Origin of the sequence: Demequina subtropica (assembly GCF_000971235.1) — a bacterium.
Lineage (GTDB): Bacteria > Actinomycetota > Actinomycetes > Actinomycetales > Demequinaceae > Demequina > Demequina subtropica.
Genome location: NZ_BBMB01000008.1, coordinates 24,808 through 38,104, shown reverse-complemented (window position 1 = coordinate 38,104; position 13,297 = coordinate 24,808). Strand labels below are relative to the sequence as shown.

11 protein-coding genes are annotated in these 13,297 nt (G+C 70.4%); 5 read left to right on the top strand and 6 right to left on the bottom strand.

The genetic code is table 11. The features are described from left to right. Positions 1–59: 59 nt before the first annotated feature. Positions 60–1,823 carry a DUF4012 domain-containing protein gene (locus AOM06_RS08110; protein WP_062304439.1) on the bottom strand — a complete coding sequence of 588 codons (1,764 nt, stop codon included), beginning with the start codon at positions 1,821–1,823 and terminating at the stop codon, positions 60–62. Positions 1,824–2,002: 179 nt separating this feature from the next. Between AOM06_RS08110 and AOM06_RS08105 the strand changes: the two genes are divergently transcribed. The 4 genes from AOM06_RS08105 to AOM06_RS08090 all read left to right on the top strand — a co-directional run bounded on the left by AOM06_RS08105 (position 2,003) and on the right by AOM06_RS08090 (position 5,925). Then, complete coding sequence (locus AOM06_RS08105) at positions 2,003–2,587, top strand: arsenate reductase/protein-tyrosine-phosphatase family protein (protein WP_062304437.1); 585 nt, start codon at positions 2,003–2,005, stop codon at positions 2,585–2,587. Between the two features lie 109 nt (positions 2,588–2,696). Then, complete coding sequence (gmd, locus tag AOM06_RS08100) at positions 2,697–3,728, top strand: GDP-mannose 4,6-dehydratase (RefSeq protein ID WP_062304434.1); 1,032 nt, start codon at positions 2,697–2,699, stop codon at positions 3,726–3,728. After that, the gene (locus tag AOM06_RS08095) at positions 3,713–4,723 is read left to right on the top strand and encodes a GDP-L-fucose synthase family protein (RefSeq protein ID WP_439644730.1); all 1,011 of its coding nucleotides are present in this window, start codon (positions 3,713–3,715) and stop codon (positions 4,721–4,723) included. Before gmd ends, AOM06_RS08095 begins: the two co-directional genes overlap by 16 nt. 29 nt (positions 4,724–4,752) lie before the next feature. Further along, positions 4,753–5,925 carry an acyltransferase family protein gene (locus tag AOM06_RS08090; protein ID WP_062304432.1) on the top strand — a complete coding sequence of 391 codons (1,173 nt, stop codon included), beginning with the start codon at positions 4,753–4,755 and terminating at the stop codon, positions 5,923–5,925. Here the strand turns inward: AOM06_RS08090 and AOM06_RS08085 are convergent. The 3 genes from AOM06_RS08085 to AOM06_RS08075 form a co-directional block, all read right to left on the bottom strand. After that, positions 5,897–6,616, bottom strand: coding sequence for a sulfotransferase family protein (locus AOM06_RS08085; RefSeq protein ID WP_062304429.1), 720 nt, complete (start codon positions 6,614–6,616; stop codon positions 5,897–5,899). The two genes, AOM06_RS08090 and AOM06_RS08085, sit on opposite strands and share 29 nt — an antisense overlap. Positions 6,617–6,691: 75 nt before the next feature. After that, complete coding sequence (locus AOM06_RS08080) at positions 6,692–8,437, bottom strand: DUF4012 domain-containing protein (RefSeq protein ID WP_062304426.1); 1,746 nt, start codon at positions 8,435–8,437, stop codon at positions 6,692–6,694. 10 nt (positions 8,438–8,447) lie between these two features. Continuing rightward, on the bottom strand, positions 8,448–9,701 hold the full coding sequence (locus AOM06_RS08075; protein ID WP_228372896.1) for a glycosyltransferase: 1,254 nt from the start codon (positions 9,699–9,701) through the stop codon (positions 8,448–8,450). Positions 9,702–9,878: 177 nt separating this feature from the next. On the opposite strand from AOM06_RS08075, the gene AOM06_RS08070 reads away from it, so the two are divergent. Beyond that, positions 9,879–10,421, top strand: a complete 543-nt coding sequence (locus tag AOM06_RS08070; RefSeq protein WP_062304423.1) for an arsenate reductase/protein-tyrosine-phosphatase family protein — start codon at positions 9,879–9,881, stop codon at positions 10,419–10,421. A gap of 9 nt (positions 10,422–10,430) precedes the next feature. Here the strand turns inward: AOM06_RS08070 and AOM06_RS08065 are convergent, their stop codons facing one another. Both AOM06_RS08065 and AOM06_RS08060 read right to left on the bottom strand, forming a co-directional pair. After that, positions 10,431–11,558, bottom strand: coding sequence for a glycosyltransferase (locus AOM06_RS08065; protein ID WP_156163635.1), 1,128 nt, complete (start codon positions 11,556–11,558; stop codon positions 10,431–10,433). Beyond that, positions 11,555–13,117: a tyrosine-protein kinase domain-containing protein gene (locus tag AOM06_RS08060; protein ID WP_062304420.1), complete on the bottom strand. Its 1,563-nt coding sequence runs from the start codon at positions 13,115–13,117 to the stop codon at positions 11,555–11,557. The genes AOM06_RS08065 and AOM06_RS08060 overlap by 4 nt, the downstream gene beginning before the upstream one ends. Between the last annotated feature and the right edge of the window lie 180 nt (positions 13,118–13,297).

Here is a 13,297-nt window from a genome sequence, read left to right as displayed (position 1 = left end):
GGCAGTGCCCTCCCAGATTTGGCGCCCTCAGCGGCACCTACAGTTGCGTCGCCGCAAGATTAACAGCCTTCTACCAGGTATTCGACACTCGATTCGTTAACTTTAGATTGCCCACCGGGCGTCGTGAGGAGCTCGTTCGGGGCGGTTTGCGAGGTCTGCGGCGTCACTTCGTATGAGAGTGTCAGGGTTTGTCCAGGGGTCAGCTCGACCCACTTCTCGATGACGCTTCTGCCGTCGTGGAGCTCGGGCGCAGCGCCCGTCTCCTCGCCGTCCTCGGTGAGGCGGGTGACCACGGTGCCTACCGCGGGGTACACCAGCACGTTGCCCGCGAAGACTCCCGGCTCGACCGCCGTGCCGGGACCGCTGACGTACCAGGGCAGCGCGTCGACGTCCCCGTCGAACGTGTGGGTGAAGGTGACGTCGATGGACTGCGACAGCAGGCGCCCGTCCGTGCAGACGCGATTGGACACGTGCGTATCCATCTCGACGTAGTAGCCGATCTTCGCCATCGAGCCGTCGTTGAAGAACACGCCCACCGCATCGTCCTTCTCCAGGAAGGCGCCCGCGATGCTGGTGGCGGCGAGCATGGCCTGCTCGTCCTCGTGTGCGGACCACACCAGGAAGCGGCGCGCTTCGATCGCGCGCTCGACGCCGTCGACGGCGGCGCCGTCCCCGGAGACGATGCGGCCGAACAGCTCCGCGCTCGCGCGGGCGAAGAACGCGTCCTGGTCCTTGGGGTCCGGGTACTCGAGGTAGGAGTCCTTGAGCATGACCTCGGCGAGGTTGGCTCCCGTGATGGCGAAGGGGCCCAGCTCGACGGGCTCCGCGCCCTCGAGGATCCAGCCGAGCGCTACTGGATCGACGGAGATGACGCCGTCGATCGCGCCCTCATGCTTGTTCGCCCACATCCGCGTGAGCATCTCCGCCGAGCGCGGGAACTCGGGGGTGAAGTTGACGTCCTGAGCGAACTTCTCCATGCGCGTGGTGAAGATGCGCTCCTCGTCCTCGGTGAGGCCACCCACACCCGCTCGATCGCTCACGTCGCTCGCCGCGGCGTAGGCGCCCATCGTCATGCGACCGTCGTCCACGGTGAGCTCGATGATCGCGCCCGCGATGCCGCCCGTGGTGCGCGGCTCGGCGTTGTTCTGGACCATCACCAGGTAGTGGCGCTCGCCCTCGGCGCCCAGCATCCCGGGAAGCACCTCCGCGGCCACATGCCCGGCGCTCACCAGGGACGCGACGGTGTCGAGCTGGTCGCGCAGCTCGACGAACGGCTCCGCGATCTCATCGCGCGTCGCGGACAGGTCGACGGCGGCGAGCGCCTCGCCCTGCTCGTCCAGGGTGGCGGCAGCCTGGGCGAGAGCCTCGCGATACGGCTCGAGCACGTACGGATCGATGCGGCCGTCCTCGAAGCCGGGGACCTCGAGCGCGTCGAGGCTGCCCATGCTCGCCAGCGGCTGGAGCGCGCCTGTCGCCATCGCGTCGACGGCCCGGCCCGCCTTGACGAGCGGCGTCGCCTGGTCCTGGACCCACGGCAGGTGCGCCGCGAGCCACCAGTGCGGGCCGTCGGTCGCGGAGGCGAAGTCGCCCGCGGCGTCCTCGAGCGTGACCACCGCCGCCTCGAGCGCATCGGCATCCCGCGAGGTGAGCGCAGCCTTGGCGTCCTCCGCGCTCGACGTGAGCCTGTCCTTGGAACCCAGCAGCTGCCACGCGTCCCATGCGAAGGCCGCCCCCGTCACCAGGACGAGCATCGCCAGCGACGCGACCACCCACGGCCAGACGCGGACACGGCGCGCGGGGATGGCGTGACGTCGCCTCGACATGATGCGGGGAGCTCCTCAGCTGATCGCTTCGCCCGGACGGGCTCCGGACAGGCTACCCGCGCAGGTCGTTGCATCGATGCACCCTTCCCCGATCGCGTCCGATTTGTGAAGATGGGACCAGACAGCAACGCGGCGGCCACGTGTGCCTTCCCCGGGCGCGCCCCGCGCCGGAGGTCCTGATGGCGACAGTGCTCATGGTGTGCAGCGGCAACCTGTGCCGCTCCCCCGTCGCGGCGATGCTGCTCACCCAGCGGCTGGATGGCGACGTCCGCGTGCGCAGCGCGGGCACGGCCGCGCCCGAGGGTGCGGGCATCCCCCGACAGATGCGACGGCACCTCCGCGCGGACGGCATCGACCCCCGCCCGCATCGGGCACGTCGGCTCACCCGCGCGATGATCGACGCCGCCGACCTCATCGTCCCGATGGCGCACGCCCAGTGGCAGTACATCGCGCTCATGACCCCGGACGCGGCGTCACGGACGTTCATGCTCACCCGGCTCGCGACCCTCGCCCGCGAGGCGCCGACCCCGGAGGGGACCTCGGTGAGCGAGAGGGTGGCGGCGGTGCCGGAGCTCGGCACCCTGCACCTGGGGCCTGCGAGCGCCGACAACGCCGCCGATATCCCTGATCCGTACGGCGGCCCGAGCGACATGTACCGCGAGAGCTACGAGCAGATCCGCACGATGGTGGACACTGTCGCGACGTGGCTCGAGGCCCCCGCCGGGGAGCGGTCGACCGAACCGGGGATTCCGCATCCCGTGTGAGCCGCACCGCGGGAGACCCGCGCAAACATCACCCTTTCCTCTTTTCGGACATTCCCCCTATAGTTCCCAGAAGGGGCCACCTTCTCGCCCCTGGTTGATGGGGGGAACCATGACCAAGAAGGCATTCATCACAGGCATCACGGGCCAGGACGGCTCCTACCTCGCGGAGCTGCTGCTGAGCAAGGGCTACGAGGTGCACGGCCTGATCCGCAGGGCGTCGACGTTCAACACGGGACGCATCGACCACCTCTACAAGGACCCGCACGATCCGGAGGCACGGCTGTTCCTCCACTACGGAGACCTGTCCGACGGCGCCAGGCTCGTGTCGCTCCTCGCGCACATCAACCCCGACGAGGTCTACAACCTCGCCGCCCAGTCGCACGTCCGCGTGAGCTTCGACGAGCCGGAGCACACGGGCGACGTCACCGGCGTAGGGTCCGTGCGTCTCCTCGAGGCCGTGCGGATGGCAGGCATCGACACCCGCTTCTACCAGGCATCGTCCTCTGAGATGTTCGGGGCCTCGCCGCCGCCGCAGAGCGAGGCCACGCCGTTCTACCCGCGCAGCCCCTACGGCGCCGCGAAGGTGTATTCGTACTGGGTCACCAAGAACTACCGCGAGGCGTACGGCATGTTCGCCGTCAACGGCATCCTGTTCAACCACGAGTCGCCCCGCCGCGGCGAGACCTTCGTGACGCGCAAGATCACGCGCGCCGTTGCCCACATCAAGGCGGGACTCCAGAACGAGCTGTGGCTGGGCAACCTCGACGCGATCCGCGACTGGGGCTACGCCGCCGAGTACGTCGAGGGCATGTGGCGCATGCTGCAGGCCGAGGAGCCCGACGACTACGTGCTCGCGACCGGCAGCGGCATCACGGTGCGCGATTTCCTCGAGGAGTCCTTCGCGCACGCGGGCCTGGACTGGCACGACCACGTGAGGTTCGACGAGCGCTACCTGCGGCCCACGGAGGTCGACGCGCTCATCGGCGACGCCTCCAAGGCGGAGGAGAAGCTCGGGTGGAAGGCCACCGTGGACGGCCGTGGGCTCGCGCGCCTCATGGTGGACGCGGATCTCGAGGCGATCGGCTACGAGGCGAAGCCTTGGCACGACGTGGTGGATCTCCGCTCGTGGCGAGCAGCCTGACCTCCGCGCCCCTTCAGGTCTCGAGCGACGGCGTCGGCTACACCCCGGCGCCGCTCGACCGGACCGCGACCTTCTACGTCGCCGGCCACCGCGGCCTCGTCGGCAGCGCCATCGTGCGACGCCTCGAGGCCGCAGGCTTCACCGACGTGGTGGGACGCGCCTCGGCCGAGCTGGACCTGAAGGACCGCGACGCGACGTTCGCGTTCTTCGCGCGGACACGGCCGCGCTACGTGGTGCTTGCCGCCGCGAAGGTGGGCGGCATCATGGCGAACAGCACGTACCCGGTCGACTTCCTGAGCGACAACATCCGCATCCAGACCAACGTCATCGATGCGGCGCTCGCCCACGACGTGGACCGCCTGCTGTTCCTCGGCTCGAGCTGCATCTACCCGAGGCTCGCCCCGCAGCCGATCCAGGAGGACAGCCTGCTCACGGGCCATCTCGAGCCGACCAACGATGCCTACGCGATCGCCAAGATCGCCGGGATCCTTCACGTCCAGGCGGCGCGGCGACAGTACGGCAAGGCCTGGATCTCCGCGATGCCCACCAATCTCTACGGCCCGAACGACAACTTCTCGCCGCAAGGGTCGCACGTGCTCCCCGCGCTCATCCGCCGGTACGACGAGGCCGCCCGGGGCGGCGCATCGTCCGTCACCAACTGGGGCACGGGCACGCCGCGCCGCGAGTTCCTGCACTCCGACGACATGGCCGATGCCTGCCTGCACCTGCTCGAGCACTACGACGGCCCGTCGCAGGTCAACGTGGGCACCGGCACGGACGTCACCATCCGCGAGATCGCGGAGGCCATCGCGAAGGTGACGGGATACGGGGGTGCGACCGAGTGGGATACCTCCAAGCCCGACGGCACCCCGCAGAAGCTGCTCGACGTCTCCATGCTCACGGAGCTCGGCTGGACCTCGCGGATCCCCCTCGACGAGGGACTCCGTCGCACCTACGCCTGGTACCGCACGCACGCGGCTGACCTGCGCGCCTGAACGGCACCGCGAGCACTGGGGGCACCGAGATGGGTGAGTCAGAGGAACCCGCGCCGCGCCGCCAGGGCCGGCTGCAGCCGCTCGACGGGCTGCGTGCCGTGGCCGTCGCGCTTGTGGTGATCGGCCACGGCTTCGCCGACCAGCTCCCCGCACCGCTCGCGGTGCTGGGCCAGGGAGGGCGTGGCGTCGACATCTTCTTCGTGCTGAGCGGGTACCTCATCACCACGCTGCTCACCAACGAGCTCCGCGCGCGTGGGCGCCTCGACTACAGCGCCTTCTACGCGCGGCGTGCGCTGCGGATCCTCCCCGCATTCCTCGCCTTCCTCGCGGTCACCGCGGCACTGTCGCTCACGGGACGGATCGAGCCGATCGGCGGCGACGAGTTCGCCGTAGCAGCGCTGTTCGTATGGAACTACGCCCACGGCGTCGCCGACACGTGGTACCTGGGCCACACGTGGAGCCTCTCGGTCGAGGAGCAGTTCTACGTTCTATGGCCGCTCGCGCTGGTGCTGCTCGTATGGCGAGCCCGGCACCGCACGCGCTGGCTCGTCGCGCTCATCGTCGCCGCACCCGCTGTGCGGATCGCGGTCTACCTCGCTCAGCCGGATGAGCGCGGCTACATCGCCGTGATGTTCCACACCCGTTACGACGCACTGCTGGTGGGTGCGCTGCTCGCGCTCCTCATGGCGAGCCACCGCGAGGCGATCCAGACCTGGTCGGCGCGGCTCATCGTCCCGGCGCTGGTCCTGCTCTTCGGGATCGCGCCGCTCGTCGAGGAGCGGTACGGGATGCCGTACGCCTACACCGCGGGATGGACCCTGGACCAGGCCTGCGTCGCGATCCTCATCGCGTTCCTGGTGACCGTCCCGACGTCGAGGTTGGCGCGGCTGCTCGCACGGCGCCCGCTCGTGCTGATCGGCGCGATGTCCTACTCCATCTACCTGTGGCAGCAGCTCTTCCTGGGCGGCAGCACGCTGCTGGGCTCCGCGCCCGCATATGTCGGCCCCCTCGCCGCCGTGGCGACCGCCGCATTCAGCTACTACGTGATCGAGAAGCCGTTCCTGCGCCTCAAGCGCCACCTCGCGCGCACCGAGCTCGTGCCCGACGGCACGCGCCCGGGCACCGAGCCGGCGGTGGCGCTCGACGATGCGGGGGAGGCGCCGGGCACGCCGCCTACAGCGCCGGCACCGGAACGCCTGTGATCGCGGACACCTCCGCGATCTGCTCGGCGCTCAGCACCTCTCGCCAGTTGTCACGCGACGACGCCTTGGGCGCCTGTGCGTCGGCATCGACGTGGTCGAGCTCGAGGAACTCCCAGATACGCGCCACATTCTCCTCGTAGCGGTCGATCATGTCCTCGTAGTCGAGCACCAGGAGCCGGTCGCCCAGAAGCCCTTCGAGCTCGTCCATGCGCTGACGGTGCGACAGCCAGCGTGTGGCAGCGCGCCCCGCAGGGCTCATGGTGCGGTAGGCCTCGACGTTGTCCTCGGTGATCCCGAGGAACTCGTTCGGGACGCCGAAGTGCTCCCAGTTGTCCTGCCACTCCAGCACGCCCTCGTGCACCACCATCGACGCGACCACGCCGAACGGGCTGCGGTTGATCCCGATGAACTTCGAGTCCGGAAACCAGCGCGCCACCTTGTCCGCGTACCAGATGACGGGGTGGCTCTTGTCTGCATGCACCCGGGTCTTCACCGCGGCGCTGGCCATCATGTACCGCGCGCGCAGCGCCGGCAGGTACACGGGGCGCCGCTTGCGGTACTGCGCCGCCAACGTCGCGAGCCGCATGATCTTGGGCTCCTCGATGGTGGTGGTGACCTCCGGGTGCTCCCCCAGGATGAAACCCGTCCAGTGGGTGCCCGATCGACCCGTGCCTATGACGAAAGCTTTCATGCTGGCAACCTAGCCAACATCAGGACAAATGACTAGATGTCATGTCAATTGCGGCGGAATCATGCCAAAACGGCATCAACAGGAGCCCGTGTGGACCTCCATGCGGGTGGGCACCGCCTCGCGCGCCCCCGGTGTCGCCACCATCGCGGGGGGAGCGACGGCGCCCTCCGAGGCCCCCAGCTGATACGTCAGCGTGATGGACTCGCCAGGGTCGAGCACCACGCGGGCGATGGTGAGCGCCCTGCCGTCCTGTTGATCCTGCGCGACGGGCTCGGCCACGCCCCCACGCGAGACCGCCGTGGTGCGCATCCCCGTCGCCGGGTAGACCAGCAGGTTCGCCTGGAACTGCCCGGCCGGGACGTAGACGCCACCTCCGCTCACGTAGGCGGGCAGGGAGGCGACGTCGCCGTCGAAGGTGTTCGTGACGGTGACGCCCACGGCCTGCGCCACCACGTCGCCCGACGCGCACACCAGGTCGGTGATCGCGACCTCGGTGTCGACGTAGTACCCCATCTTCGAACCCGAGCCGTCGTTGAGGAACACGCCGACCGCGCCTTCGTCGAGGAAGGCGCCCGAGATCGGCTCGGTCTCGAGCAGCGCCTGCTCCGCCTCGTCGGCAGACCACACCAGGAAGCGACGCGCGTCGATCGCACGCTCGACCCCCGCGAGGCTGACCGCACCGCCCGAGGCCGCCTGATCGAACAGGGCTGCGGACGCCGAGACGAAGAACGCGTCCTGGCGGGTCGGGCTCTCGAACCGCGAGTACGCCTCGTTGAGGACCACCGGGGCGATCGTCTCCGCACCGATCTCGACGCCGTCGACAGTGACGGCCGGCGCGCCCTCGAGGATCCACCCGAGCGCCACCGGATCGATCGACAGCACGCCGTCCAGCACGTCGCCCGTCTTCGCCGTCCACATCTGGGACACGATCTGCGCCGTGCGCGGGAACTCGGGGGTGAAGTTCGCGTCCTGCGGGTAGATCCCCAGCCTGTCCGTGAAGACGCGCAGCTCGTCCTCGGTGAGGTCGACGGCACCCGTCTTCTCGACGAGGTCACGCGCGGCGACGAAGCTTCCGAGCGCGATCCTCCCGTCGTCCACCGTGAGCTCGATGAACGCGCCAGGGATCCCGCCCGTCGCACGCGGCTCGGCGTTGTTCTGCACCACCACCACGTAGTGCCGCTCGCCCGCCCCCCCGAGCATCGTGGGCAGCAGCTCCGCCGCGGTGTGAGCACCCGCGACCAGATCCGAGAGCGTCCCCACCTGGTCCTCGAGGTCCGCGAACTGGTCGCGGAGCACATCGACCGTGCGAGAGACGTCGACGTCCGCGAGCGCCGCGCCCTGCGCGGCGAGGGACGATGCGGCGGCGGCCAAGGTCTCGCGATAGGGCTCGAGGACGAAGGGGTCGACCCGGCCCTCCTCGAAGGCGGGGCCGCCAAGCGCCTCCAGGTCGTCCAGCTCCGCGAGCGGGCCGAGCGCATCGTCGGCGAGCTCGCCCACCACCTGGCCCGTCACCATGAGCGGGACCGCCTGGTCGCCTACCCACGGCAGGTGGGCCGCGATCCACCAGTGCGGGCCCGACGTCGCGTCGCGGAACGTGTGAGCGTCCGCCGTCAGCGCCGCCGTCTCCGTGCGCAGGGCTTCGATGTCGCGAGCACCCAAGGCGGCGCGCGCGGCGGCGCCGTGGGCGCTCAGGCCGTCGGACGCCTGGAGCAGGCGCCACCCGTCGCGGGCCAGGAACCCTCCGAACGTCAGCAATGCGACCACGAGGACGCCCGTGACGATCCAGGGCCAGCGACGCCGCCTCGGCCTGTCCTTGCTCATCGCACCCTCGCTACGCTTCGACCGCGTCGAGCTCCGCGTCGATGCCCAGCAGCGACGCGAACGCCTCGACGGCTGCGCCTTCGGTCAGCACCGCATCACGGTACGCGCGCCCGTTCGCCCCGAGCGCATCGCCGCGGTCGGGGCGCGCCGTCAGCTCGACGATGGCCTCCACCAACGCGGCCGGGTCGCCGGACTCGACCACCACACCTGCTCGGGCCGCGCGGACCTCCTCGGCCGTGATCCCCACCGGGCTCGTGGCCGCGACCACCGGCCGCGCGGCGTCGAAGTAGGAGGTCAGCTTCGAGGGCACCGCCATCTCCACGACGCCTGGCGCCTCGTGCACCAGCAGGACGTCTGCGGCCGCGAGCGCTCCGCGGAACGCCTCATCGTCGAGCGGTCGAATGAACTCGATGTTGCGCAACCCCGCCGCCTCGCGCTCGAGCCTCGCCCTCTCGCCGCCGTCGCCCAGCAGGACGAACCGTACGGGGACTCCACGCTCCTGTGCGAGCCGCGCCGCCGTCACCACATGCTCCAGCCCTTGCTTCACGCCCATGTTGCCGGCGTGGAGCACCACAGTCTCCGACGCCCAGCCCCGCTCGGCCCGCGCGTGCGCACGGTCGATAGGCGCGTGCGCGGGCAGGTGGGTCCAGTTGCGCACCACCTGCACCCGATCGGGGTCCACGCCGTAGTCGGCGACCACCGCAGCGCGGAACCGGTCATGGATGACCACCACACGGTCGGCATCGCGCAGCAGGCGCCCCTCGACTGCCCGGACGACCTTCGCCACCGTCCCCTGCTCTCCGGTCGCCTCCGCGATTCCGCGCCCGTAGAGGTCCTGTACCCAGACGGTCACCGACGCGTCGCGATGGCGCACGCGTGCGCGCACCGCGGCGATCGCGGAGGAGAACAGGGCAGGCGACACGAGCACCACCGCCTGAGGTCGGCCCCATCGCGACAGCGCGGCGCGCACCCCGAAGGTGACCTCCGACACGAGGCGCGGAAGACCCTGGGGGCGCCGCGGCACCAGGTGTCGAACACGGTCGACCGTGACGCCGTCGAGCGTCTCGCGCGTGCGCCATCCGCCGTAGCCCTCGTGGATGCGCCACTCCGGATAGTGCGGCTGCGCGGTCACCACGCGGATCACCGCCGCACGCTCGGCAAGCCGTCGTGCCATGGCGCCCGTGTACGGCGCGATGCCCGTGCGCTCCGGCGGGTAGTTGATGCCGACGAACGTCACGCGACGGCCCATGCTGCACACGTCCATGCTGCCCCCTCAGTCGGGCCGCTCCCCCCACGGGCCCTCACGGTCGAGACTAGAACGAATCAGTCGGGAGCAAAAGGATCAATGCGACATCGGGTGAACACGGGTCCAGCACCATGCGCGGACGTCGCCTCAGGTATCCTCGGCATTCGACCACTCGCCACCGAACTCGGGAGAGCCGTGCCGCTGATCCTGACCGTCTGCACGGGCAACATCTGCCGCTCGCCCGCCGCGGAGCTGCTGCTTCAGCGCGCGCTCGGCGACATCGCGACCGTGGCGAGCGCCGGAACCCACGCCCTGGTGGGACACGGCGTTCCCGAGCCGATGCTCGCCGAGCTCGCAGCCGGTGGCATCGACGGGTCCTCGCACCGCGCGCAGCTCCTCACGGAGGGCCTCATGCGCGATGCGGACATCATCATCACGATGACGACCGAGCATCGCCGTCACGCCGTCAGCACCGCGCCGTCCGCACTCAAGCGCACGTTCACCCTCGCTGAGCTCGCCGCGTCCGCCGGGACCGGCCAGACCCTCGTGGGCGCCACGCCTGCGGAGAGGATCGCGGACATCCCGCGGGCCGTCGCCGCGCACCGGCATGTGCTCGCAGGGCTCGAGCTCGACGACGTCCCCGACCCCTACGGCTACGGCCAGACGGAGTACCACGACTCGTACCGCCTCATCGCGCGCGCCGTCGACGAGGTCGCGGCCTGGATCGGGCAGGCCTGACGCCACAGCTCAGATCAGGTCCGGCTCCGCGTCGTGCACGGACACGACGGACTCGGCGAGTCCCCGCAGGCCCTCGGTGAAGTCCTCCCATGAGAAGCGCTGCACGTTCGCTGCGGCACGCGCCATCGCATCGTCCGCCGTCACAGACGCCACGATCGCCGGCCAGTCGACAGCATCAAGGTCCTCTCCGACGAACGTCCCTGCGGCTCCCGCGACCTCGCGGAACACCGGGATGTCCGCGCACAGGGCAGGCGTGCCGTGCACGTTGCCTTCCAGGATGGGCCACCCGAAGCCCTCGTACAGCGAGGCCTGGATCACCATCGCGGCGGAGGCGTACTCGCACGCCAGCGTCGCATCGTCGATGTCGGACAGCACCTCGACCTCGCCGGCCTCATCCGGCGCAAGCAGCGCGGCCTCCTCGCCGGTGAGACCTGGGCCCACGATGCGAAGGGCGAGCCTGTCGAGACCGCCCTCGCCTCGCATCCGCTGCCAGATCCTCACCGCATGCTCGCGGCGCTTGCGATACCCCACGGTGCTGACCACCAGCGCAGCGGGGCGGCGCTCGGGCTCGAGCCCGTCCGGGTTCGGGAGCAGGTCGGGCGCGACCGGGTTGACCAGGACGCGCACCCCGTCCGGGCGGACGATGCGCCGGACATCCGCCGCGGTCGCCTCGGACACGCACGCGATCACGGTCGCGCGTCGCAGGCCCGCAGCCACGGCACGTTGGTAGAGCCTCCCCGTCGCCCGGATCGCGACGCCGGGGATCTCCCCCGCCGCCGCGCGGACCGCGACCAGGTCATGGCACGTGACCACGGCGGGCCGCCGACCGAGCGGACCCAGAAGCCAGAGCGCATTCGAATGGTCCGCCACGTGGATGAGGTCCGCGTCCCGCGCCGCGCCGATCGCCACCAGCGGGAAGACCACCAGGTTCTCGACGTACGCGAGCAGCTTGCGCAGCGCACCCGAGCGCACCCGGGAGCTGATCGTGGTGCTCGGCTGGATCATCCTGACGGCCTCGCCGGCCTCCGTGTAACCGGACTGAAGCAGATGCGAGTACCGGACCATGCTCCAGCCGCTCCCCGGGTGGTTTCCAAGCACCAGCACACGCAGCGGCGCTCCCCCCATGCGTGCGCTCACAGTCCGAGCCGCGCTCGCAGCTCCTCCTGCGCGGCGCGCTCCCGCTCGGCCCGCTCCTCCAGCCAATGCTCGCTGTCCTCGGGCCCCAGCTCGACCGCCTCGAGAGCCGGGTCCGCGCTCGGACTGTCCGAGTCCGGGGACGGCTGCTCGCCTTCATCGACCGCGGAAGGCTCGACGGTCGTCGCCGGGGAAGCCGCCGGCTCGGGCCGTGCGCTCGTGTATGTGCTCGTGTACGTGTACGCGAGACGGCGCGACGTCGACGCCGCGCGGTTGAGCACCACGCCGAGGGCGCGGCCGCGCACACGCTCGAGGATCGCGAGCGCCTCCGTGAGCGTGTCCACCGTGGTCGAGCCCGCGCGAAGGACCACCAGCGCGCCGTCCGTCCGCGCGGCAAGCACGGACGCGTCCGTCACCGGGAGCAGCGGCGGGCTGTCGACGAGGACGATCGCGTCGTCCGGGAACGAGTAGAGCATCGTGCGCATCGCCTCGGAGCCGACGAGCTCGGACGGATTGGGCGGGATCGGACCGGACGTCATGACCTTCATGCGCCCGGTCGGGCCGGCCTCCTGCAGCACCTGCTCGGCGGTCGCCTGCCCTGCCAGGACCGAGGTCAGCCCGGCGGTGTCCACCAGCCCGAGCGCCCTCGCCATGGAGGGCCGGCGCAGGTCCGCGTCGATGAGCACCACATCGCGGCCGGACTCCGCGATCGCCTGAGCCAGGAGGACCGACGTGGTCGACTTGCCGTCTCCGGGCAGCGGCGATGTCACCACGATGACGCGCGGCGGGTGGTCCACATCCATGAACTGGAGGTTGGTCCTCAGCTGACGCACGGCCTCGGTCATCGGGAAGGTCGCATGCTCCGAGTCCGGGCCGCGCTTGGCAACGGTGCCGTCCCACGGCAGGATGCCCACGACCGGCGCGCCCACCGCCTTCTCGACGTCCTCGCGAGTCCGTACGCGGCGGTCGAGCGAGGCCCGCACGAACGCGTAGGCGATCCCCAGCACCAGCCCGAGCACGAGTCCGACAGCGACCGACTGCTTCGGCTTGGGCGAGCTCGCGAACATCGGCAGGCGAGGCGCCTCGAGCGTCGTGACGGTCACCGCCGCGTCCCCGTCCTGCGCGGTCGACTCGATCTCGTTGATCGCGAGCGTGGTGCCCTCGACCCAGACCTCCGCGAGCCTGCGCGCGCTCTCCGGCGTCGCACCCGTCGCCGTGAACCTCAGCAGCGCCGTGTCGCCAGGGTTGGTGACGCTGACCCGCGCGCCCAGCGCGTAGGGATCGCCGCTCAGGCCCTCCTGCTCGGATGCGTAGAGCGCCACCTGGTCAGACTTCGCGACCACGGCGTACGAGCCGATCCGCGTCTTCGCGTAGTCCTCTGCTACCGACCCGTTGCCGGCCGCCCACGAGACCGTCGGCGTCACGATCACCGTGCTCGACGCGCTGTACACCCGCGGCTGCATCGACACCCACACGAAGGCCAGGCCGCCCACAAGGACCGTGCACAGCGCGATGGCGATCCACCGCCTCCGCAGCACGACCAGGTAGTCGCGAAGTTCCATACGGGCCCCCTCCCGTTCACGCCTCAGCATATGCGCAAGCTCCCCAAGCGCGCATAGAAGCGATCATCCCGCACGGGCGCAGACCTGGGAATACCTAGTTATGGGGGGACCCCGCCGGCGGCGCCGACGCATTACGATGCGAGACGTGGGGATCCGGCGCGACGCGAGCCCGCGCGGCGC